15 protein-coding genes, 3 tRNA genes and 1 pseudogene are annotated in these 23,616 nt (G+C 67.9%); 11 read left to right on the plus strand and 8 right to left on the minus strand.

The annotated features are described in order from the left end of the window. The 3 genes from OQ968_RS23455 to OQ968_RS23465 all read right to left on the minus strand — a co-directional run. Positions 1 to 9,911 (minus strand): non-ribosomal peptide synthetase (locus OQ968_RS23455; protein WP_324681918.1); only part of this gene is annotated, 9,911 nt, incomplete at its 3' end. After that, positions 9,898 to 10,119 carry an MbtH family protein gene (locus OQ968_RS23460; protein ID WP_324681920.1) on the minus strand — a complete coding sequence of 74 codons (222 nt, stop codon included), beginning with the start codon at positions 10,117 to 10,119 and terminating at the stop codon, positions 9,898 to 9,900. The genes OQ968_RS23455 and OQ968_RS23460, both read right to left, overlap by 14 nt. A 231-nt stretch (positions 10,120 to 10,350) precedes the next feature. Continuing rightward, complete coding sequence (locus OQ968_RS23465) at positions 10,351 to 11,115, minus strand: class I SAM-dependent methyltransferase (protein WP_324681977.1); 765 nt, start codon at positions 11,113 to 11,115, stop codon at positions 10,351 to 10,353. A gap of 221 nt (positions 11,116 to 11,336) precedes the next feature. Here OQ968_RS23465 and OQ968_RS23470 point away from each other — a divergent pair, with 221 nt between their 5' ends. Further along, positions 11,337 to 11,840, plus strand: a complete 504-nt coding sequence (locus tag OQ968_RS23470) for a DUF2505 domain-containing protein (RefSeq protein WP_324681922.1) — start codon at positions 11,337 to 11,339, stop codon at positions 11,838 to 11,840. A gap of 49 nt (positions 11,841 to 11,889) precedes the next feature. Here OQ968_RS23470 and OQ968_RS23475 read toward each other — a convergent pair. Then, positions 11,890 to 11,962 (minus strand) — tRNA-Arg (locus OQ968_RS23475). Positions 11,963 to 11,994: 32 nt separating this feature from the next. Further along, positions 11,995 to 12,083 (minus strand) — tRNA-Ser (locus OQ968_RS23480). 88 nt (positions 12,084 to 12,171) lie between these two features. On the opposite strand from OQ968_RS23480, the gene OQ968_RS23485 reads away from it, so the two are divergent. After that, entirely contained in the window at positions 12,172 to 13,245 is a 1,074-nt protein-coding gene (locus tag OQ968_RS23485; protein ID WP_324681923.1) for a pyridoxal phosphate-dependent aminotransferase, read from the plus strand. 3 nt (positions 13,246 to 13,248) lie between these two features. After that, positions 13,249 to 13,707, plus strand: coding sequence for a DUF4334 domain-containing protein (locus OQ968_RS23490; protein WP_324681924.1), 459 nt, complete (start codon positions 13,249 to 13,251; stop codon positions 13,705 to 13,707). Positions 13,708 to 13,799: 92 nt separating this feature from the next. Here the strand turns inward: OQ968_RS23490 and OQ968_RS23495 are convergent. Further along, positions 13,800 to 13,925 (minus strand): annotated as a pseudogene (locus OQ968_RS23495) (TIGR03086 family protein); the annotation flags it as partial. Positions 13,926 to 13,948: 23 nt separating this feature from the next. Here OQ968_RS23495 and OQ968_RS23500 point away from each other — a divergent pair. Together OQ968_RS23500 and lipE are read left to right on the plus strand one after the other, a co-directional pair. Then, positions 13,949 to 14,773, plus strand: coding sequence for a crotonase/enoyl-CoA hydratase family protein (locus OQ968_RS23500; RefSeq protein ID WP_324681925.1), 825 nt, complete (start codon positions 13,949 to 13,951; stop codon positions 14,771 to 14,773). Between the two features lie 5 nt (positions 14,774 to 14,778). Continuing rightward, positions 14,779 to 16,014, plus strand: a complete 1,236-nt coding sequence (gene lipE, locus OQ968_RS23505; protein ID WP_324681926.1) for a lipase LipE — start codon at positions 14,779 to 14,781, stop codon at positions 16,012 to 16,014. Positions 16,015 to 16,048: 34 nt separating this feature from the next. Here lipE and OQ968_RS23510 read toward each other — a convergent pair. Further along, positions 16,049 to 16,135, minus strand: a tRNA-Ser gene (locus OQ968_RS23510). 37 nt (positions 16,136 to 16,172) lie between these two features. Here OQ968_RS23510 and OQ968_RS23515 point away from each other — a divergent pair. Further along, positions 16,173 to 17,153: an NAD(P)H-quinone oxidoreductase gene (locus tag OQ968_RS23515; RefSeq protein ID WP_324681927.1), complete on the plus strand. Its 981-nt coding sequence runs from the start codon at positions 16,173 to 16,175 to the stop codon at positions 17,151 to 17,153. Positions 17,154 to 17,169: 16 nt separating this feature from the next. Here OQ968_RS23515 and OQ968_RS23520 read toward each other — a convergent pair whose 3' ends face one another. Beyond that, positions 17,170 to 18,366, minus strand: a complete 1,197-nt coding sequence (locus OQ968_RS23520; RefSeq protein WP_324681929.1) for a cysteine desulfurase-like protein — start codon at positions 18,364 to 18,366, stop codon at positions 17,170 to 17,172. Between the two features lie 120 nt (positions 18,367 to 18,486). Here OQ968_RS23520 and OQ968_RS23525 point away from each other — a divergent pair, with 120 nt between their 5' ends. The 5 genes from OQ968_RS23525 to OQ968_RS23545 all read left to right on the plus strand — a co-directional run bounded on the left by OQ968_RS23525 (position 18,487) and on the right by OQ968_RS23545 (position 23,589). Beyond that, a complete protein-coding gene (locus OQ968_RS23525; RefSeq protein WP_324681931.1) occupies positions 18,487 to 20,463 on the plus strand; it encodes a DUF6541 family protein in 1,977 nt (658 codons plus the stop codon). A gap of 93 nt (positions 20,464 to 20,556) precedes the next feature. Beyond that, positions 20,557 to 21,024, plus strand: a complete 468-nt coding sequence (locus tag OQ968_RS23530; protein ID WP_420715995.1) for a bacterial proteasome activator family protein — start codon at positions 20,557 to 20,559, stop codon at positions 21,022 to 21,024. Positions 21,025 to 21,044: 20 nt separating this feature from the next. Next, on the plus strand, positions 21,045 to 21,848 hold the full coding sequence (locus tag OQ968_RS23535) for an ABC transporter ATP-binding protein (protein WP_324681934.1): 804 nt from the start codon (positions 21,045 to 21,047) through the stop codon (positions 21,846 to 21,848). Then, the gene (locus OQ968_RS23540; protein ID WP_324681936.1) at positions 21,845 to 22,762 is read left to right on the plus strand and encodes a glycosyltransferase family 2 protein; all 918 of its coding nucleotides are present in this window, start codon (positions 21,845 to 21,847) and stop codon (positions 22,760 to 22,762) included. The genes OQ968_RS23535 and OQ968_RS23540 overlap by 4 nt, the downstream gene beginning before the upstream one ends. Further along, complete coding sequence (locus OQ968_RS23545) at positions 22,759 to 23,589, plus strand: ABC transporter permease (RefSeq protein WP_324681938.1); 831 nt, start codon at positions 22,759 to 22,761, stop codon at positions 23,587 to 23,589. Before OQ968_RS23540 ends, OQ968_RS23545 begins: the two co-directional genes overlap by 4 nt. The last annotated feature ends 27 nt before the right edge of the window (positions 23,590 to 23,616 follow it).

The following is a 23,616-nucleotide window of genomic DNA, read 5'->3' on the forward strand; positions in this document are numbered from 1 at the left end:
CACCCGTCCAACACGAACAACGCAGCACCCGGAACCGGCAAACCGATCGGCGGTATTCCTGAGCCCGCCGTCAGCGGCGCACTGATCGTGGCGTAGACGGTCGTCTCGGTGGGGCCGTAGCCGTTGATCATCACCCGCCCCGGCGCCCACCGATCCACCACCTCGGCCGGGCAGGCCTCACCGGCCACCATCAAAGCGACAGACTCCAAACACTGCGGGGAGAGCGCCGCAAGCGCGCCAGGGGTTTGGCTTAGGACGCTGACGCGTTCGTCGACCAGCAAGGCGTGGAAGTCCTCCGGCGAGGCGGCCACCTCTTCGGGCACCACCACCAGTCGGCCGCCGTGCAGCAGCGCGCCCCAGATCTCCCACACCGAAAAGTCGAAGGCATACGAATGGAACTGCGCCCACACCTGCCCTTCCGCCAACTCGATGCCGACCCGCAGTGAGTCGAACAGCCTGGTGACGTTGTGGTGGGTCACCGCAACGCCTTTGGGGACGCCGGTGGTGCCAGAGGTGTAGATGATGTGGGCGATATCGTCTGGGTCCGGTGTCGGCAACGCGGTGCTGGGTTGATCGTCGATCCCGGCATCGTCGACGTTGATGACCTGGAGGTTGCAACCATCCAGCCGCCGGGCCAGCCGCGTGGTGGTGATCGCGGCGATCGGCGCGGCGTCGGCAAGCAAGAAGTTCATCCGCGCCGCCGGCACCGCGGGGTCGATCGGCAGATAGGCCGACCCGGTTTTGAGCACCGCCAGAATCGCCACGATCGCCTCGGCGGACCGCGAAAACAGCAGTGCCACACATTGTCCGGGGCCCGCACCGTGTTCGGCCAGCAGGTGCGCCAACCGGTTGGCGGCCTCATCCAACTCGCGATACGTCATCGAGGCGCCCAGGAAACTCACCGCGACCGCCCGCGGCGCGCGCGCCACCTGCGCGGCGAACAACTCCGGAATCGACACCCGCACCGCGGGCCGGGCCAACACCGCCCGGTTGCCCCACTCGTCCAGGCGGGCGCGCTCACCAAGCTCGAGCACATCCAGAGACGAAAGCCGCCGTCCGGGGTCGGCGGCCATCGCGGCCAACAACCGCTGCAACCGCTCGACGAGCACCTCGATGCTCTCCGGATCGAAGATGCCGGTGTCGAACTCGACGCGAAGGCTCAATTCGCGGTCCGGCCGGGCCACCATCGCCAGGGGATAGTGGGTCGATTCTCGACCGCTGATCTCGGTGATGGCCAGCCCCTCGTTGCCGAACAGCGCGCCGCTGTCGATCGGGTAGTTCTCGTAGACGAACAGCGTGTCGAACAATCGCTCGTGTCCGGTGACGCGGTGGATTTCGGTGAGCGCCAGGTGCTGGTGATCCAGTGTGTGGTTGTTGGCGCCGTGCAGCTGGTCGAGTAGGTCGGCGACGGTGGTCGCCGCGGTGACGCTGGCCCGCACCGGCACCGTGTTGATCAGCAAGCCCACCATCGTGTCCGCGCCCGACATCTCGGCCGGCCTACCCGAGACCGCGGTGCCGAACGCGACATCGTGGTGGCCGGTCAGCCACATCAGCACCTGTGCCCAGGCCGCCTGCAGCACGACGTTGACGGTGGTGTGCTGCGCGCGCGCCAGCTCGCCAACGCGGCGCGTGGTCTCCGTGGACACCCGAAATGAACTAGAGCCCTTGGGACTTGGCTCTGCCGGGCCGGGCGGGCCCACCAGCGTCGGGGTATCAAAACCGGCCAGCACCTCGGCCCAGGCCGCGCGGGCGGCATCGACGTCTCGTTTGTCCAACCAGGTAAACAAGCTGCGATACGGGGCGGCGGCGGGTAGCCGCCGCCCGTAGTAGCTGGCGAATATCTCTTGCGCGAGGATCGGCAGCGACCAACCGTCGAGGACGATGTGGTGATTGGTCAGCACAAAGCGATGCAGATCCGGTGCGATGCGGATCAAAGCCGCTCGGAAGGCCGGCGGGTCGGTGAGGTCGCAGACCGCCGCGCGCTCGGCGGCGCACAGGTGTTGGATTTGTTCATCGGCCTCTTGGTGGTCGGTGAGGTCGAGCCACTGCCACGGAGTGTCGGGGTCGGCGGGGATGATTTGCACGGGCGCGTCGTAGTCGTCGCAGAACTGCGCGGCGAGGTTGGGGTGGCGGGCGACAACGGTGTCCACGGCTTGGTGGAGGCGGTCGGGGTCTAGCGGACCCGTCAAGGTGAGGTCGAGCTGCATCGCGTACAGGTCGCCATCGACGGTGCTGCGGGCATGGAAGAGCAGCCCCTGCTGCAGCGGAGTCAGCGGCAGGATATCGGCGATGCGGTGGTGACGCTCCAGCTCGTCGATCTGCTGTTGGCTCAGCCCGGCGGGAGCAATATCCGACGGCGTCAACCCGCCGCCACCACGTTGGACGTGGGCGCAGATGCCGGCCAGCGCGTCACACCACAGCCGGCTGAGCCGGCTGATCCCCGCGTCGTCGAGTGCCGAGCACGCCCACGTCCAGGTGGCGTCAAGCCGCGGGCCGGTGTCGGTGTCGACGGCGGCGGCGGTCAGCTCCACGGTGTGCGCCAGCGGCATGGGCACCGCCGCGGCCGTCGCGGTAACCGACATGCCGCCGGGGTCGATCCGCCACAGATCTGTCGCCATTTCGGCCGAGGCCGCGCCGAGGCGCCCGAGGTAGTTGAAACCGATCGCCGGATCGGATGCGGCCAAACCGATCTCGGGGTTGAGGTAGCGCAGCAGACCGTAGGTCAGACCGTCGGGCAGGGCGCGCAGTTGTTCCTTGATGTCTTTGACAACCGCCCCGAGTGCGGCATCGCCTACGCTCAGCGCGACGGGGTATTTGGTGGTGAACCAGCCCACGGTGCGCGACAGGTCCACGTCGGGGGCCACGTCCTCGGCGCGGCCGTGGCCCTCCACATCGATGCCGATCGGCGCTCCGTGCATGCCGAGGAATTCCGCGCACGCCAGGCCGAGCGCGATCAGCAAGATGTCATGGATCCCGGCGTGGAATGCCGCCGGCACCTGACCGAGCAGCAGCCGGGTGGTGGCGGCATCCAGCGATACCGATAGGTGGCCGGCGCTGGCATAGGTGTCGAGCTCGGGGTCGGGCACTGCCAGTGCGGCCGGGACCGCCGCCACCTGCCGCCAAATGTCCGCCTGGGCAACAACTTCAGGGGCGTGTGCATGATCGGCCAGCAGGGAGGCCCACCGGGAGAACGACGTGCCACCCGTCGGCAACGCCACCGGCTGGCCAGCGTGATGCTGGGCCCAGGCGATGTTGAAGTCCTCCAACAGGATTCGCCACGACACCGCATCGATCACCAGGTGGTGAACGATCACCACCAACTCGCTGGTGGAGCTGACCCACAACGCGCTGACCATCACCTCAGCCGCCGGGTCCAGCCGCGACCGCGCCCGGACTAGCGCCTCGTCGGACAACACATCGACGGTGTGCAGACACGCCGCGGCATCGACCGACCCCGGTTCGGGCACGTGGAGCGACCATCCTTCGGGCCCGCCGTCCCTGGCGCGCAGCCGCAGCATCGCGTGTTGATCGAGCAGGGCCTGCAGCACGACGAGAACGTCGGCCCGGGTGACTCCAGGCGGCGCCTGGATCACCGCGGCCTGGTTGAACTGGTCGACCGGGCCGTCGACCGTGTGCAGCCAGTGCATGATCGGGGTGGGGATCACCGGGCCCACGCCCTCGTCGATGTCGCCGGTCGGAGCGCCGGTGACCGCCGCGACCTGAGCCAACCGGGCGACGCTCTGCTCGACGAAAATGTCGCGTGGCCGCAACGTCAGGCCCGCCGCCCGCGCCCGGGCCACGACTTGCATCGACAAGATGCTGTCGCCGCCCAGGTCGAAGAACGAGTCATCGACCCCCACGCGCTCGACGCCGAGGACTTCGGCGTAGATGCCGGCCAGGACCTCCTCGACCGCGCCGGTCGGGGCGCGGTAGTGATCGGTGTCCAGGTATTCGGGCGCCGGCAGCGCGCGAGTATCCAGCTTGCCGTTGACCGTCAGCGGCAACGCGTCGAGCACCACGATCGCGGCCGGGACCATGTAGCCCGGGAGCCGCTCGCCCAACTCGACGCGGGTTATAGCCGGGTCGGCGGCTCCGGTGATGTAACCCACCAGCCGCCTGTCGCCGGGACGGTCCTCGCGGGCGAGCACCACCGCCTGCCGCACCCCGTCGAGTTCGGCTAGGGCGCTTTGGATTTCGCCGAGCTCGATGCGATACCCGCGGATCTTGACCTGCTCGTCGGCGCGGCCGTGGTATTGCAGTTGCCCGTCGGCACCCCAGCACACCAGGTCCCCGGTGCGATACATGCGCGTCCCCGCCCCGCCGAACGGGCACGCCACGAACCGCGACGCCGTCAACCCGCAACGGTGCACGTAGCCAACGCCCACGCCACGACCGGCCACATACAACTCCCCGACCACCCCGGCCGGCACCAAATGCAACCACTCGTCCAGCACGAACACCGTCGCGGTCGGCACCGGGGCGCCGATCGGCACCGCACTTGCCCCCGGGGTGAGCGGGGCGCTCATCGACGCATACACGGTGGCCTCGGTCGGGCCGTAGGCGTTGATCACCACCCGCCCGGGCGCCCACCGATCCACCACCTCCGCGGGGCACGTTTCACCACCGAGCAGTAGGGAGACCGACTCCAACCCTTCGGGTGACAGCGCAGTCACCGCCGAAGGGGTCTGGGTCAACACGGTGACGTGTTCGCCGACCAGCATCGCGTGAAAGTCCGGCGGCGAGGCGGCCACCGATTCGGGCACGACGACCAGCCGCCCGCCACCGAGGAGTGCGGCCCAGATCTCCCACACGGAAAAGTCGAAACCGTACGAATGGCACTGCGTCCACACCCGCGGCACCGGCAGATCTGCCGGCGTGGACTGCGCCAGGTGGATCAGATTGCGGTGAGTGACGGCCACTCCCTTCGGGACACCGGTAGTGCCCGAGGTGTAGATGAGGTACGCGATCTCGTCGGGATCCGGTGCCGGTAACGCGGTGCGGGGCTGCGTGTCGACGCTGGGGTCGTCGACGGCAATGACCGGCAAGTCGAACCCCGCCAGCCGTCGGCGCAGACCCGAAGTGGTTACCATCGCGACCGGTGCGGCGTCGGCCAGCATGAACCCAATCCGCTCGTGCGGCAGCCCCGGATCGATCGGCAGGTAGGCCGCCCCCGTCTTGAGCACGGCCAGCATCGTCACAATCGCCTCCGCGCACCGGTTGAACAGCAGCGCAACGGACTGCCCCGGTCCCACCTCCTTGTCAATCAGCAGGTGCGCCAACCGGTTCGACGCCTCGTCAAGCTCCCGGTACGTCACCGACCGGCCCTGGCAGCGGATCGCCACCGCCTGGGGCGTACGCGCCGCATGGCCGGCGACAACCTCCGGAACCGACACCGCCGAGACCGCCGGGCGGGCCAACACCGCCGCGTTGCCCATCGCGCCCAACCGTGCGCGCTCGGAGGCGTCCAGCACATCGATCGACGACAACCGCCGTGTCGGGTCGGTGGTCATGGCCTCGACCACCCGCTGCAACCGCTGGGTCAACGCCTCGATGCTGGCGGTGTCGAACACGTCGGTGCGAAACTCCACCCACCCGCCGATGCCGGCCGGCTCACCAGTTTCGGTGAAACGCTCCCGCAGCGAAAACGCCAAATCCATGCGGGCGGAACGGGTATCCACCGGCACCTGGGTCACCTGCGCGTCCCCCAGCGCCAGCTCGGTAGCGGGACCATCGGCATTCCCGGGCAGGTTCTGCCACGCCAACATCACCTGAACCAACGGATGATGCGTCAGGGAGCGGGCGGGGTTGAGCCGCTCCACCAACACCTCGAAGGGCACGTCCTGATTGTCAAAGGCGGCCAGGCTACGCGTCCGCACCCGGCCCAGCAGCTCGGCGATGGTGGGGTCACCCGTCAGGTCGATCCGCAACACCGAGGTGTTGACGAAAAACCCCACCACCTCATCGAGCGCGGGATCATTGCGCCCGGCAATCGGAAAACCCACCGCCACATCGGAACTCGCGCTCAGCCGCGACAACAGCACCGCCAGCGCGGACTGAACCACCATGAAACTCGTCGCCTGATGCGCACGAGCCACCTCGCGCACCCACCGCTGCAACTCGGCCGGCCACTCCACCACCACCGTGGCCCCACGTTGATCGGCCACCGGCGGATACGGCCGATCCGTCGGCAGCTGCAGGCGCTCGGGCAGCCCCGCCAGGGCATCCTGCCAATAGGCCAGCTGCGCGGCGATGGGACCGGCGATGTTGTCGAGATCGCCGAACTGCCTGCGCTGCCACAACGTGTAATCGGCATACTGCACCGGCAATTCGGCCCAACCCGGGGCTCGGCCCTGCTGCCGCGCCCGATACGCCTCGCCGAGATCCCGGACCATCGGAGCCAGTGACCACCCATCAAAAGCGATGTGGTGCACCACGATTCCGACCACATGCTGCTCGCGTCGCACCGAATAGATCTGGACCCGCATCGGGACTTCGGTGGATAGCTCAAACCGGTGTCCCGCCAGCGCCTCCAGCTCGCCGACTACCTCCCGCTCGGGCAACGACACCACCGCCGCGTCCCCGCGCCGCCACATTCCCGGCCGCGCCGGCAGCACCCGCTGAAACGGCACACCGTCGACGTCGGGGTATAGGGTCCGCAGCGATTCGTGGCGGGCGATGACATCGTCGAACGCAGCGCCCAGCGCCTCGACATCCAGCCAGCCGCTGACTTGAAACGCCGCCGCCATGTTGTAAACCGGTGCGGGACCCTGCAGCTGGTCAAGGAACCACAACCGGCCCTGAGCGAACGACAACGGCACCACCGTCGGCCGCTGCCCGGCCACCAACGGGTCCCTTTCACCCCCATGGCCGCTGGTGAGACAGGTCGCCAGCTGGGCGACCGTGGGCGCATCGAACACGGCGCGCACCGATACATCGGCACCGAGGCCCGACTTGATGGCGGCCACCACGCGCATGGCCGACACCGAATCCCCGCCCAGATCAAAGAAAGAGCTGTCGGCCCCCACCCGATCCAGGCCCAGCACGTGGGCATAGATGCCGGCCAGGATCTCCTCAACCGCGCCGGCCGGGGCGCGATAGCGATCGACAGCGCTGTAGTCCGGCGCCGGCAGAGACCGAGTGTCGAGCTTGCCGTTGACCGTCAACGGCAGCGCCGCCAGCGCCACCACCGCGGCCGGAACCATGTAGCGCGGCAATCGATCAACCAACTGGGCCCGCGCCTCGGCCGGATCGGCGGTCCCCGTGAAATAGCCCACCAGACGCCTATCGCCGGGACGGTCCTCGCGGGCGACCACCACCGCCTGCTCGATTCCGTCCAGCCCGGCCAGTGCCGCCCGAACGTCGCCGAGTTCGATGCGATACCCGTGGATGTTGACCTGCTCATCGGCGCGGCCCACGTACTCCAGTTGCCCGTCGGCGCGCCAGCACACGAGATCGCCGGTGCGATACATGCGCGCGCCGTGCTCCCCGAAGGGGCACGCCACAAACCGCGACCCGGTCAAGCCGGGCCGACGCACATACCCGACCGCGACTCCCTGGCCGGCCACATACAGCTCCCCGACCACGCCCGCCGGCACCGGACGTAAGCAAGCGTCCAATACGAACAGGGCCGCCCCCGGGACCGGCAAGCCGATCGGCGGCGCCCCCGACCCCGGTGCCAGTGGAGCACTCCTACACGCGCACACCGTCGTTTCCGTCGGGCCGTAGCCGTTGACCATCACCCGCCCGTGCGCCCACCGGTCCACCAGATCGGCTGGACAGGCCTCACCGGCCACCAACAGCGCCATCGAATCCAACCCCTCCGGCGAGAGCATCCCCACCGCGGACGGGGTTTGGCTCAACACGCTGACCCGGGCGGCGGCCAGCGAGGCTTGCATGTCGTCCGTCTCGGGCACCACCACCAGTCGGCCACCGTGCAGCAGCGCGCCGAAGATCTCTTCGACCGAGGCGTCGAAGGCCAAGGAATGACACTGTGCCCAAGCCTGTCCCGGCAGGTGGGTATCCGGTGGGCCCAACAGTTGGGTGACGTTGTGGTGGGTGACCGCCACACCTTTGGGAACGCCGGTTGTGCCCGAGGTGTAGATGATGTATGCGATGTCCTCGGGCGCCGGGCCCGGCGGAGCGGTGCCGGGATGGGCCTCGATGGCGGGGTCGTGGACATCGATGACGGCGAGGTCGCACCCGCCCAACCGCTCGACCAGCCCGGCTGTGGTGAGGACGGCGATCGGCGTCGCGTCGGCGATGATGAACTGCAACCGCGCCGTCGGCACCGCGGGGTCGATCGGCAGGTAAGCCGCTCCGGATTTGAGCACCGCCAAGATCGCGACGATCGCCTCGGCCGAACGCGAAAACAGCAGTGCCACAAACTCTCCCGGGCCCGCGCCTTGTTCGGCCAGCAAGTGCGCCAACCGGTTGGCGGCCTCATCCAACTCGCAATATGTCATCGAGGCGCCCTGGAAACTCACCGCAACCGCCCGCGGCGCGCGGGCCACCTGCGCGGCGAACAACTCCGGAATCGACGCCGTCGTCGTCGCCCGCGTAAGCGCTCTCCGATTGCTCCACTCATCCAGGCGCAGGTGCTCGCCGTCGTCGAGCACATCCACCGACGACAACCGCCGCGCCGGGTCGGCAGCCATGGCCACCAACACCCGCTGCAACCGCCCCGCTAAGTCCGCGGGCGCAAAGCTCGAGAATGGCTGCCCGGTACCCGCCGTGCATAGGGATTGTTGATCACCCGCCCCCACGAAGAACAGCCCATAGTGGCCCACCGGGCCAAAAGAGGTAAATGTGGCAGTAGCCGGAACGCCGGCCAGGCTCAGGGTAATGCTGGACGGGACGAAATTGACGACTACCCGATTTGCCGCCTGCGTCGCGGCTAGCAGGCTACTGCCCCCCTCAAGGATGTGCACCGGAAAACGCTGGTGTTGCAACGCTTCTCGTATTCGTATGTCAACTTGCCGGCAAAAATCGCCAATTTCGGATTCCGGTGACGCCCGCAGCACCAGCGGCACGAATCCGGCAATCATCCCGGGAAGTGTCTTCAGCTCCGGAGCGACGCGCCTGCTGACCGGGAAGTTGAGCACCACCTCGGAACCGTCAAAACTGAAGCCGCGCACCAAGAGTGCGCACGCCGCGGTGATCACCGATGATCGGCGGATGCCTAACGCTTTGGCCAACCCTTTGATGCGGCTGACGACCGCCGGGTCGAATTGGACCGGCGGGGAAGGCCAGTGCGAATCATCCTCTCCTGCGGTGCGGGGCAGCCACGAATTCGTTTCGTCTTTCGTCGGTAGGTTCTTGCTCCAATAGGCCCGATCTTCCAGATACTGGGCCGACGCTTCGTATTCCAACTCGGCGCTGAGCAGGTCCTGCAGCGAACCGAAAAAGGCGGGGGAAATCGGTGTGCCGGAAACCATTGCGGAGTAGATGGCTGCAATGCGACGGCCCAGCAAGCCAATGCTCAGGCCGTCTATGACTATGTGGTGGCAGCAGGTGAACCAGTAGTATTCGTCCGGCCGCGTTCGGAATAGGGCGAATTTCCACAGCAGGTCGGTGAACGACATCGGGGTCCGCTGCATCGATGACGCGATCTTTCGGGCTTCCTGCACGGCATCGTCAAAGGCGGTCAGGTCGTAGCGGGCCAGTTCGATGGCCGAGGCGTCGATCGCCCGCTGGGAAAGCCGGCCATTCGCCTCGAAGAATGCGGCCCTGCATGGTTCGGCCTCGTGCAGCGCCATCCTGATCGCCTGTTCGAGCAATTCCGGCTCGACGGGGCCCCCGATCCTCACGAAGAGGCCAAGCTGCCACTCTGCGCCGGAGCGACTCGTTTGCTGGTCAAGCCAAATGTCCAGCTGTCGCCGCGTCAGCGGAAGTGACCCGTCACCCAACCCCATACTCGGACCCCAATCCAGGCGGTTTTTCCACAAAACCCCCCGGCGGCCAGCCCTCCCCCGGGCTCTTCGGCCGTATACCGGTCCAGATGTGTTCGATGTGGTCCAGGGTCACGCCGCTGGCAAAGTCCGGCCACAAGTTGTACTGCTCCTTGTCCTCGACCAAGACAAGGATGCTGGTGACGCCATCGTCGAACGGATGGATGCTCACCGGCTCTCCGGTCCACCTAGTAGACACGACTACAATAATTCGAAACGCTACTGCAGGCGCAAGGGTGAGCGCCACCCTTGGGCAAAAAAGCTCCGCAACGATGAACAGCGGGTGACGTGATGCCGGCCGGCATCGGATGAGCAGATGACCGGGCCGCCGCCGGGACGTCCGAGCCTCAGCCGAAAGCGCCGATCAGCCCGGGTCTTGAACCAGCGGCGGGGCCGCTACGGCTCAAAAGGCGTACCGGAAGAGGCGGTCGTAGTTGCGAGTCGCCGGCATGGCGTATTGCATGCGGTACAGCAAACGCGGTGCGGCCGACGGGATCCTGTCGAACCCGGCGATGACGGAGCTGCTTTGGAGCAGGCGCAGGCGCGGATCCCAGCGCGTGATTTCGCCGCCGTCGCGGGTGCCCCACTTGGAGATGCCGGACGTAAAGATCCGTGACAGCCGCGGAGCCCATCTCGACAGCAGGTCGGCCAGCAACTCACCGCTATCGAATCGGTCGAGCAACCGGTGGAGCAATTCGGTGATGTCCGCAGGCGTCAGGTACATCAGCAAGCCCTCGGCGACGATCAGAACGGGACCGCCCGCGGGCAGCTCATCGATCCACCCGGGATCGGTCACCGAAGACCCGACCATCCGATAGGTTTCGGACTCGGAATACAGCTGGCGGCGCAACGCGATGACTTGAGGCAGGTCGACGTCGAACCACCGCACGCCGTCCCGCAACGCGAGGCGCACTGCGCGACTGTGCAACCCGCATCCCAGATGCAGCACGACGGCGTCGGGATGGCCGTTCAGAAAATCGGTGATCAAGGCATCGAACTGCGCCCCGCGCAACGCCACCCCGAACTGATTGATCGCCGGCCGCACAGCGCGATGGATGCGGTCAAAGTCGTAATCGATGCGCGCGACATCCTCTGCGGCGAGATGATCGCCCAGAATGGGTTGGGCCAATCGGCTCTCGCACGCCCGGAGGTAAAGCATGCACAGCATCGTCCACTCCACCGAGCCCCAGCGGACACCGGTGAAGTCCACCTTGCCGTCACCACCGATCGGCTCGGCCCGCCCATGTGGTGGTCCAGAATCCGTCACGACGTCCTCCTCACCGCATGGCGATGGCGCAGGAAGCGGCCTGACATAGCGTAAGGGATCTGGTCGCCTCGCTGCTCCGAGAAGCGATGCTTGCCTGCGCCGGGGGCGATAGCGTGGCTGCCATGCCGCGGTCGGTCGACTTCTGTCTCGAGGCTTCGAGCACCGTCGAACAAATCCTTTGGGCGCACTCCGAGGAGGATTACTGGCATGCGCGGCTGGCGGCCTTCGGCGGCTTCGGCAGGCTGGACTCGTTGACGGTTGGCACCGACGGCTCCGTAGCCGTGGTCATCGTCCAGGAGCTGCGCCCCGAAGGTCTGCCGAACCTGGTCGCCAAGTTCTTCCCGCGGCGTTGGCGAGTCGTGCAAGAGGAAACGTGGAGCCCGATCGGCGGCGGGTTGGTTCGCGGTGAGGTCAGCGTCGTGACGCACGGAGCGCCGGGATCCGGGTTCGGGACGGCGTTGCTGGCACCTGCGCGCAACGGCTCGCGCATGACGTGCACCGCGACGCTGGAGTTCAACGTTCCGTTGGTCGGCGGCAAGATCGAGGCTCTGATGGGCCGCCTACTGGTCCAACAAATGTCCGTAATACAGCGCTTCACCACGGACTGGATCACCGAGCACGTATGACGGCGCGGCGCAAGGGATGTGGCGCACGTCGGCCGTGTAGCACCGCGAGCGCGCCCGAAGGGATTCGAACCCCCAACCTTCTGATCCGTAGTCAGATGCTCTATCCGTTGAGCTACGGGCGCCTGTCTTCAGTTGTCTCGCCAAAACCACTCAGCGGAGGCGAGAGGATTTGAACCTCCGGTCCCCTTGAAGGGGGACAACTCATTAGCAGTGAGCCCCATTCGGCCGCTCTGGCACGCCTCCATTGGACTCTTGAGGGTACCCGAACACTTCCCGGCGTCCCGGAACCGCCGGAGGCATAGCGTACACAGCGCCGACATATGCTGTCGAAGTGACTGCCCGCCTACGGCCTGAGCTGGCGGGGCTGCCAGTTTATGTTCCCGGCAAGACGGTGCCGGGCGCCATCAAACTGGCCAGCAACGAAACCGTCTTCGGCCCGCTGCCCAGCGTGCGCGCCGCCATCGAGCGGGCCACCGACATCGTCAACCGCTACCCGGACAACGGCTGCGTGCAGCTCAAGGCGGCGCTGGCCGCGCACCTGGGTTCGGATTTCGCACCCGAACACGTCGCCGTCGGCTGCGGCTCGGTCAGCCTGTGCCAGCAACTCGTTCAGATCACCGCCTCGGCGGGCGACGAGGTCGTCTACGGCTGGCGCAGCTTCGAGCTGTACCCACCGCTGGTCCAGGTCTCCGGCGCGACCGCCATCCAGGTGCCGTTGAGCGACCACACCTTCGACCTCTACGCCATGCTCGCCGCGGTCACCGAACGCACCCGGTTGATCTTCGTGTGCAACCCGAACAACCCGACGTCCACCGTCGTCGACCCGGGCGCGCTGACCCGCTTCATCCAGGCGGTCCCGTCGCACATCCTGATCGCCATCGACGAGGCGTACGTCGAATACATCCGCGACGGCATGGCGCCGAACAGCCTGGATTTGGTGCGGGCCCACGGCAATGTCGTTGTGCTGCGGACCTTTTCGAAGGCATACGGGCTGGCGGGTTTGCGCATCGGCTACGCGGTCGGGCATCCCGACCTGATCACCGCGCTCGACAAGGTCTACGTGCCGTTCACCGTGTCCAGCCTCGCGCAGGCCGCCGCCGTCGCTGCGCTGGACGCCGCCGACGAGCTGCTGGCCCGCACCGATGCGCTGGTCGCCGAGCGCGCGCGGGTCGCCGCGGCGTTGCGCGACGCCGGCTTCGCGCTGCCACCGACGCAGGCCAACTTCGTCTGGCTGCCGCTGGGGCCCCGCACCCTGGACTTCGTCAAGCAGGCCGCCGACGCGCGCATCGTGGTCCGCCCGTACGGTACGGACGGCGTCCGGGTCACCATCGGGGCCCCCGACGAGAACGATGCCCTGCTGCGGTTTGCCCGCGAATGGATCGCCCAACCCGAACCGGAGGAGTGAGCAATGACCTTGGCCCGCAAGATGTTCGACGAGTTCAAGGAACGCGACCGGATCGCCGATGCCGAGCTCGACGATTTCTGGGCGACCCTTGCGCCCACGACCATCGACGGCATGATCGGCGATTGGAAGGGCGGCGAGTTCCTCACCGGTCACCGGGCCAACGGCGCGCTCGCGAATATCAATTGGTTCGGCAAGACCTTCAAATCCGCCACCGATGCGCAACCGCTGGTCTGCCTGGACGCCGACGGCAACAAGTACTCGAACATGGAGCGGATGAACGGCGAGGCCAGCCTGTGGATGGAGGAATTCCGCGGCGAGGTCACCGCGACGATGGTCTACGACGGCCGGCCGGTGCACGACCACTTCAAGAAGATCGACGACGACGCCGTGATGGGCATCATGAACGGCAAGGACGTGCTGGATAACGGCCGCTACTACTACTTCTACCTAGAGCGGGTGTAGCCACCTCGCCGAGAGTGAAGCCGTTGCGAAAACGGGTGCCGGATTTCGCAATGGGTTCACTTTCGGCGAAAGTCTTGGGCTAGCGGGCCGATCGGCCGCGACAGGTCGTCGGCGGCGATGGTGTGCAGGACCCGCTGCAGGACCCCGAGCGTGTCCTCGGCGGCGTGCAGCTCGTCGGTGGGCACCGAATACGGGCCGGGTCGCAAATCGCTGGGCATGTTCGCCAGGCTACGGTCTCGATATGGGCGAAACATACGAATCCGTCACCGTCGAGACCAAGGACCGGGTGGCGCAGGTGACGCTGATCGGGCCGGGCAAGGGCAACGCCATGGGGCCCGCGTTCTGGTCCGAGATGCCGGAGGTGTTCGCGGCGCTGGACGCCGACCGCGACGTGCGCGCGATCGTCATCACCGGCTCCGGCAAGAACTTCAGCTACGGCCTGGACGTGCCGGCGATGGGCGGATCGTTCACCCCGCTGCTGGCCGACGGCGCGCTCGCCCGCCCGCGCGCGGACTTCCACGCCGAGATCAGGCGCATGCAGAACGCGATCACCGCGATCGCCGACTGCCGCACCCCCACCATCGCGTCGGTGCACGGCTGGTGCATCGGCGGCGGCGTCGACCTGATCTCCGCGGTGGACATCCGCTACGCCAGCGCCGACGCCAAGTTCTCGGTCCGGGAGGTCAAACTGGCCATCGTCGCCGACGTCGGCAGCCTCGCCCGGCTGCCGCTGATCCTGAACGACGGGCATCTGCGCGAACTCGCGCTGACCGGCAAGGACATCGACGCGGCCCGCGCCGAGAAGATCGGCCTGGTCAACGACGTGTACTCCGACGCCGAGGCCACGCTGGCGGCCGCGCACGCCACCGCCGCCGAGATCGCCGCCAACCCGCCGCTGACCGTGCACGGCATTAAGGACGTCCTCGACCAGCAGCGCGTCGCGGCGGTTTCGGAGAGCCTGCGCTACGTCGCCGCCTGGAACGCGGCCTTCCTGCCGTCGAAGGACCTGACCGAAGGCATCTCGGCGACGTTCGCCAAGCGCGCGCCGCAGTTCACCGGGGAGTAGCCGCGGTGACGCCCGACGGCAGAATCCGCGTGCCGGCCGACCTGGGCGCCGTGACAACGATCGGCGACGAGGACCACTCCGACGTCGGCGCCGCCGCCGTGGAACGGATCTGGCAGGCCGCCCGGCACTGGTACTCGGCCGGCTTGCACCCCGCGATCCAGTTGTGCATCCGGCACCGCGGCCGCGTCGTGCTCAACCGGGCGATCGGCCACGGCTGGGGCAACGCCCCCACCGACCCGCCCGACGCCGAGAAGATCGCCGTCACCACGGACACGCCGTTCTGCGTGTACTCGGCGGCCAAGGGCATCACCGCGACGGTGGTGCACATGCTCGTCGAGCAGGGGTACTTCTCGCTCGACGACCGGGTGTGCGAGTACATCCCCAGCTACACCAGCCACGGCAAGCACCGCACCACGATCCGCCACGTGTTGACCCACAGCGCGGGCGTCCCGTTCCCCACCGGCCCCAAGCCGGACCTCAAGCGCGCCGACGACCACGAGTATGCGCAGGAGCAGCTCGGCAAGCTGCGGCCGCTGTACCGGCCGGGGCTGGTGCACATCTATCACGCGCTGACCTGGGGCCCGCTGATGCGCGAGATCGTCTACGCCGCCACCGGAAAGGACATCCGCGACGTCCTGGCCTCCGAGATCCTCGACCCGCTGGGCTTCCGGTGGACCAACTTCGGCGTCACCAAGCAGGACATCCCGCTGGTCGCGCCCAGCCACGCCACCGGCAAGCCACTGCCGCCGGTGGTCGCGGCGATCTTTCGCAGGGCGATCGGCGGCACCGTGCACGAGATCATCCCCTACACCAACACCCCGGCGTTCCTGTCCACCGTGGTCCCGTCGTCCAACACCGTCTCGACCGCGAACGAGCTGTCGCGGTTCGCCGAGATCTGGCGTCGCGGCGGTGAGCTCGACGGCGTGCGGATCATCAGCCCGGAACGGATGTACGCCGCGGTGCAGGAGTGCCGGCGGCTGCGGCCCGATTTCGCGGTCGGGCTGCACCCGGCGCGGTGGGGAACCGGATTCATGCTGGGCACCAACAGGTTTGGGCCCTTCGGCCGCAACGCACCGGCCGCGTTCGGAAACCTCGGACTGGCCAACATCGCGATCTGGGCCGACCCGCAGCGCGCCCTGGCCGCCGGCGTGATCAGCAGCGGCAAGCCGGGCCGGGATCCCGAAGTCGGCCGTTACACCGCGCTGATGAACACCATCGCCGCCGAGATCCCGACCGGTTAGCCGCCAAACCGCGCGCTGAACTGCGGCGACGGGGCGGTGGCGGAGGGATTTGAACCCCCGGACGGTGTTAGCCGTCTCTCGCTTTCAAGGCGAGTGCATTAGGCCGCTCTGCCACGCCACCGCTGATAAGGGTAACGGGGCCCTAGTAGCGTGGCCGCATGCGCGCAATCGTCGCCGAAGCCGCCGACAAACTCCTCTGGCAGGAGGTGCCCGACGCCTCCGCCGGCCCCGGAGAGGTGTTGGTCAAGGTCGCCGCGGCCGGCGTCAACCGCGCCGACGTGCTGCAGGCCGCCGGTAAGTATCCGCCGCCGCCGGGCGCCAGCGAGATCATCGGCATGGAGGTGTCCGGCGTGATCTCCGAAATCGGGGATGACGGCGGCTCCGACGCGAAATGGTCTGTCGGACAACAGGTTTGCGCCCTGCTGGCCGGCGGTGGGTATGCCGAATACGTCGCCGTTCCGGTGGGCCAGCTGCTGCCGATACCTTCCGGCGTCGACCTCGTCGACGCCGCCGGGCTGCCCGAGGTGGCGTGCACGGTGTGGTCCAACCTGGTGCTGACCGCGCACCTGCGCGAGGGCCAGCTGCTGCTGATGCACGGCGGGGCCAGCGGCATCGGCACGCACGCGATCCAGATCGCGCGGGCGCTGGGCGCCCGCGTCGCGGTGACGGCCGGTTCGGCCGCGAAGCTGGACATCTGCCGGGACCTGGGCGCCGAGATCACCATCAACTACCGCGACGAGGACTTCGTGGCGCGGCTGCGCGAGGAGACCGACGGCGCCGACGTGATCTTCGACATCATGGGCGCCTCCTACCTGGACCGCAATCTCGACGCCCTGGCCACCGACGGCCAGCTGGTGATCATCGGCATGCAGGGCGGGGTGAAGGGCGAGCTCAACCTCGGCAAGCTGCTGGCCAAGCGGGCGCGGGTCATCGGCACCACGCTGCGCGGCCGGCCGGTGAGCGGACCGAACAGCAAGAGCGAGATCGTCGCGGCGGTGACGGAATCGGTGTGGCCGATGATCGCCGACGGGCGGGTACGCCCGATCATCGGCGCGCGCATGCCCATCCAGGAGGCGGGCGAGGCGCACAAGAGGCTGGTGTCGGGCGACGTGCACGGCAAGATCGTGCTGACGGTCTGACGGGTTAAGGCCGGACTCAGCCCAGCGACGCCAGGGCCCGCACCAACTGGTCGACCTCGGCCATCGTCGAGTAATGCGCGAGCCCGACGGTCACGGCGCCGCCGACCTCGTTGGCGCCCAACGCCTCGAGCACGCGCGAATTCTCGTTGCACACCGCGAGAACTCCGTTGTCCGCCAGGCGCTGCACCACCCGCTCCGCGGGCACGCCGTTCAGCGCGAAGCTGACCACCGGTATCCGCGCCTCCGGGCGGCCGATCAGCATCATCAGCGGCAGCGACCGCAGCGAGACCATCAGGTAGTCGAAGACGCGGTTCAGGTAGGCGGTCGCGGACTGCATCGACAGCGACAGGCGTTCGCGCCGGGTGCCGCGGGCGGACTCGTCGAGCGCCGCGAGGTACTCGATGCTGGCGACCACACCGCCCAGCAGGCCGAACTGGTGGGCGCCGACCTCGAGCCGCGCGGGGCCCGTCGCGTGCGGGTCCGTCGAGACCGAGCCGAACGCGTTGATCAGCGCCGGGTCGCGGAACACGATCGCCCCGACCGGAGGGCCGCCCCACCCGACGGCGTTCACCGCCACCACGTCGGCCTCGGTTTCCCTGATGTCGAGCAGCCGGTAGGGCGCGGCGGCGGAATGGTCGACCACCACCACCCCGCCGACGTCGTGCACCAGCTTGGTCATCGCCCGCAGATCGGTGACCGTGCCGAGCGTCCCCGACGCGGAGGTGACGGCGACCAGCCGGGTCGACTTGCCGATCAGGCTCTCCCACTGCCACGTCGGCAGCTCCCCGGTCTCGATGTCGACCTCGGCCCACTTCACCTTGGCGCCGTACCGGTGCGCCGCCCGCAGCCACGGCGCGATGTTCGCCTCGTCGTCGAGGCGGCTGACGATCACCTCGTACCCCAGGCCGGCCCGCGACGACGACGCCTCGGCCAGCGACGACAACAGGACCGCGCGATCGGCGCCCAGCACCACGCCCGCCGGGTCGGCGTTGAGCAGGTCGGCCACCGCGGCGCGCGCCGCGTCCAGCACCGCCGCGCTGCGCCGCGCCGACGGGTGCGCGCCCACGGTGCTGGCGGCGGACCGGCGAAAGGCCGTCGAAACCGTCGTCGCGACGGAATCGGGAATCAGCATTCCCGCCGGCGCGTCGAAGTGCACCCATCCGTCACCCAGCGACGGATGTAGTCCGCGCACCCGGGCGACGTCGTAAGCCATGCCAGCCACCTTAGAGCTTCCGCATTTCCGCGAAATTGTGACGGTAGCGGGTGCCCCGTAGGCGTTCCAGCCGAACAGAGGCTTGGCGAGCCAGGTCACCCGGGCAGCCATACTAGTCGAGTGGGGCTCTGGATCGGAACGCTGCTCGCGCTGTTCCTGCTGATCACGCCCGGGACGATCGTCGCACGCATCACTCAGCTAACTTGGCCGGTGGCCATGGCCGTTGGCCCGGCGCTGACATACGGCGTGGTGGCGCTGGCGATAATTCCCTTCGGCGCGCTCGGAATCCCTTGGAACGGTTGGACTGCGCTCGCCGCGCTGGTTGCCGTGTGCCTGGTGATGACGGGTTTGCAGCTGGTGCTCGCCCGCTACCGCGACACCGCGTCGGAGGCGCGCGGCATCGGAGGGTGGCCGGCGTTGACGGTGGCGGCCGGCGTGCTGCTGGGGGCGCTGCTGATCATGTGGGCGGCGCATCGCGGCCTGGCCGCGCATTGGCAGACCATCCCCAGCACTTGGGACGCGGTCTGGCACGCCAACGAGGTGCGCTACATGCTCGACACCGGCCAGGCGTCGTCCACCCACATGGGCGAGCTACGCAACGTCGAGACGCACCAGGCGCTGTATTACCCGTCGGTGTTCCACGCCCTGACCGCGGTGTTCTGCCAGCTGACCGGAGCGGCCCCGACCACCGGCTACACGCTGAGCTCGGTGGCGGCCTCGGTCTGGCTGTTCCCGACCAGCGCGGCCATGCTCACCTGGCATCTGCTGCGGCCGCGCACCACGCAGTGGCGCACGGCGGGCGCCTCGGCCACCGCGGCCGCGCTGTCGGCGTCGTTCACCTCGGTGCCCTACGTCGAGTTCGGCGTCGCCGCCATGCCCAACCTGGCGGCCTACGGCGTCGCGATCCCGACGTTCGTCCTGATCACCTCGACGCTGCGGCATCGCGACCGCATCCCGACGGCGGTGCTGGCCCTGGTGGGTGTGCTGTCGGTGCATCTGACCGGCGGGTTCATCGTCATCCTGTTCCTGCTGGCCTGGTGGGCGCTGGACGCGTGGTGGCATCCGGTGCGCGGCCGGCTCGCCGACGTGCTGACCCTGGCCGCGGTGGCCGTCCCGACCGCGGCGATCCTGGCGCCGCAGTTCATCGGGGTGCTCCGGCAGGCCGACATCATCGCCGGGCACGCCTTCCCCAGCTTCAAGAGCGCCAAGCAGGGTGTCGTCGACGCGTTGCTCCTGCACACCCGTCACCTCAACGACTTCCCCACCCAATACGGCCTGGTCGTGCTCAGCTATCTCGGCCTGGCGATCTTGCTGTACAAGCGAATCTGGTGGCCGGCGGTCGTCTGGCTGGTGCTGACCGTGGCGACCATCTACTCCGGGGCGCCGTTTCACAACGCGGCCGGCGCGGCCATCGAGGCGTTCAGCCAGTTCTTCTACAACGACCCGCGCCGGCTCACGGCGGTGGTGACGATGCTGGTGACGCCGATGGCGGCGATCACCCTGTTCGCGGCGGTCATGCTGGCGGTCGCCAGCGCGCGGCGGGTGACCGAGCGGTTCAGGCGGCTGCCCGCGGCCTTCTGGGTGTCGACGACGGCGGTGCTGCTGGCGGTGGCCACCGTGCTGATCGCGCGGCACTACTTCTACCGGCACCTGGTCCTGTTCGGCGACAAGTACGACTCGGTGATAATCGACCAGCGCGACCTCATGGCGATGGCGTATCTGGCCAAGCAGCCCGATGCGCGCGACACGGTGATCGGCGACTCCAACGTCGACGGCACCGCGTGGATGTATGCCGTCGCCGACCTGCATCCGCTGTGGACCCACTACGACTTTCCGCAGCAGACCGGCCCGGGCTATTACCGCTACATCTTCTGGACTTCGGCGGCCAAGGGCGAGTCCGATCCCAAGGTGGTCGAGGCGATCAAGGCGCTCAATATCAGGTACATACTGACTAGCACGCCCAACGTGAGAGGGTTCGCCACACCGGACGGACTAGTGTCACTGGAGAAATCGAAGTCGTGGGCGCTGATCTACGACAACGGTGGGGCCAAAATCTACGAATGGCGCGGAAACACCGCAGCGACGCCCCACCCTTAGACGTGACAAGAGGATGGTGACGGATTGACTAACGGCAACGACGGCCGGGACGACGACGGCGTCGAGATCATCGGCGGCGTCGACCCGCGGATCATGGCGATGCACGAGGGGGCGGACGACGACGAAGACTCCGACGGGCGCTCCCTGACCGACCTGGTCGAGCAGCCGGCCAAGGTGATGCGGATCGGCACCATGATCAAGCAACTGCTCGAGGAGGTGCGCGCGGCACCGCTCGACGAGGCCAGCCGCAACCGGCTGCGCGAGATCCACGCCACCAGCATCCGCGAGCTCGAAGACGGCCTGGCGCCCGAACTGCGCGAGGAACTCGACCGGCTCACGCTTCCGTTCAACGAGAGCGCCACGCCGTCGGACGCCGAATTGCGCATCGCCCAAGCACAACTGGTCGGCTGGCTGGAGGGGCTGTTCCACGGCATCCAGACCGCGCTGTTCGCCCAGCAGATGGCCGCCCGCGCGCAGCTGGAGCAGATGCGCCAGGGAGCGCTGCCGCCGGGCATCCACCGCTCCGGCCAGGGCGGGTCCGGACACGGGCAGTACCTGTAGGCAGACGTAAGTAGCCGACGGTGGCGGGTTCGGGTCCTCGCATCGAGACGCAGAGCGCGTGGGTGGAATTCCCCATCTTCGACGCCAAGTCGCGGTCCCTGAAGAAGGCGTTCCTGGGCAAGGCGGGCGGCACCATCGGGCGCAACAACTCCAACGTCGTCGTCGTCGAGGCGTTGCGGGACATCACCATGTCGCTCGAGCTGGGCGACCGGGTCGGCCTGGTAGGTCACAACGGGGCGGGGAAATCGACTCTGCTGCGCCTACTTTCGGGCATCTACGAACCGACCCGCGGGTGGGCGCGGGTCACCGGACGGGTGGCGCCGGTGTTCGACCTCGGCGTCGGCATGGACCCCGAGATCTCCGGCTACGAGAACATCATCATCCGCGGCCTGTTCCTCGGGCAGACCCGAAAGTACATGCTGAGCAAGGTGGACGAGATCGCCGAGTTCACCGAACTCGGCGATTACCTGTCGATGCCGCTGCGCACGTATTCCACCGGGATGCGGGTGCGGCTGGCGATGGGCGTGGTCACCAGCATCGACCCGGAGATCCTGCTGCTCGACGAGGGCATCGGCGCCATCGACGCCGACTTCCTGAAGAAGGCCCAGTCGCGGCTGCAGGGCCTGGTGGAGCGTTCCGGAATCCTGGTGTTCGCCAGCCATTCCAGTGAATTCCTGGCGCGACTGTGCAAGACCGCGATGTGGATCGATCACGGGGTCATCCGGCAGACGGGCGGCATCGAGGAGGTGGTGCGCGCCTACGAGGGCGAGGACGCGGCGCGCCACGTTCGCGAGGTGCTGGCCGAGACCACCGGGCAGCAATGAGCGAGAACGTCTTCGCGGTGGTGGTGACCCACCGGCGGCCCGACGAACTGGCCAAGTCGCTCGACGCGCTGAGCACGCAGACCCGGTTGCCCGATCACCTCATCGTGGTCGACAACGACGGTTCCTGCCCGAACGGCCGGGTCCGTGATTTGGTTGCCGCCCAACCGATTTCGTCGACGTATCTGGGTTCGCGCCGAAACCTTGGCGGCGCAGGCGGTTTCGCGCTCGGCATGTTGAATGCGCTGGCGCAGGGCGCCGACTGGGTGTGGCTGGCCGACGACGACGGGCGCCCGCAGGACTCCCGCGTGCTGGCCACCCTGCTTTTGTGCGCTGCGAAGCACGGCCTGGCTGAGGTGTCGCCGATGGTGTGCAACGCCGACGACCCGCGGCGGCTGGCCTTCCCGTTGCGGCGCGGCCTGGTATGGCGCAGGTACACAAGCGAATTGCGCACCGAGGCGGGGCAGGACCTGCTGCCCGGCATCGCGTCGCTGTTCAACGGGGCACTGTTTAGGGCGTCCACCCTGGAAGCGATCGGCGTCCCGGACCTGCGGCTGTTCATCCGCGGCGACGAGGTGGAGCTGCACCGCCGGCTGGTGCGGTCCGGCTTGCCGTTCGGAACCTGCCTGGAGGCCGTATACCTGCACCCGTGTGGGTCCGAGGAGTTCCGGCCGATCCTGGGCGGCCGGATGCACACGCAGTATCCCGACGACCCCGCCAAGCGGTTCTTCACCTACCGCAACCGCGGCTACCTGCTGTCGCAGCCCGGCCTGCGCAGGCTGCTGGCCCAGGAGTGGCTCCGGTTCGGCTGGTTCTTCCTGGTGAGCCGCCGCGACCCCAAAGGTCTGCTGGAATGGGTTCGGTTGCGCCGCTTGGGGCGTCGCGAGCGATTCGGCAAGCCGGGAGGGTCCCGATGAGTTTCCTCGACGCCGCGGCTCAGTCCCGGACGTTCAGCCGCGCCCGGGCCGACCTGGTCGACGGGTTTCGCCGTCACGAGCTGTGGCTGCACCTGGGTTGGCAGGACATCAAGCAGCGCTACCGCCGCTCGGTGCTGGGACCGTTCTGGATCACGATCGCGACCGGCACCACCGCCGTCGCGATGGGTGGGCTGTATTCCAAGCTGTTTCACCTCGACCTCGCCGTGCACCTGCCCTACGTCACGCTCGGGTTGATCATCTGGAACCTGATCAACGCCGCAATCCTGGAGGGCGCCGACGTCTTCGTCGCCAACGAGGGCCTGATCAAACAGCTGCCGACGCCGTTGAGCGTGCACGTCTACCGGCTGGTGTGGCGGCAGATCATCCTGTTCGCGCACAACATCGTCATCTATGTCGTCGTCGCGATCATCTACCCCAAGCCGTGGTCGTGGGCCGACCTGTCGGTGCTCCCGGCGCTGGGGCTGATCGTGGTCAACGCCATCTGGGTGGCCCTGTGCTTCGGCATCCTGGCGACCCGCTACCGCGACATCGGTCCGCTGCTGTTCTCCATCGTGCAGTTGCTGTTCTTCATGACGCCGATCATCTGGAACGACGACACGTTGCGGCAGCAGGGCGCCGGCCGCTGGGCGAGCATCGTCGAACTCAACCCGCTGCTGCACTATCTGGACATCGTTCGTTCGCCGTTGCTGGGCTCCCATCAGGAGCTGCGGCACTGGGTGGTGGTGCTGGTGCTGACCGCCGTCGGCTGGCTGCTGGCGGCCTTCGCGATGCGGCAATACCGCGCCCGGGTGCCCTACTGGGTGTAGCTGACCTGGGCTTTAGCCCTTGTCGGA

It is taken from the genome of Mycobacterium sp. 663a-19 (assembly GCF_035616495.1).
GTDB lineage: Bacteria > Actinomycetota > Actinomycetes > Mycobacteriales > Mycobacteriaceae > Mycobacterium.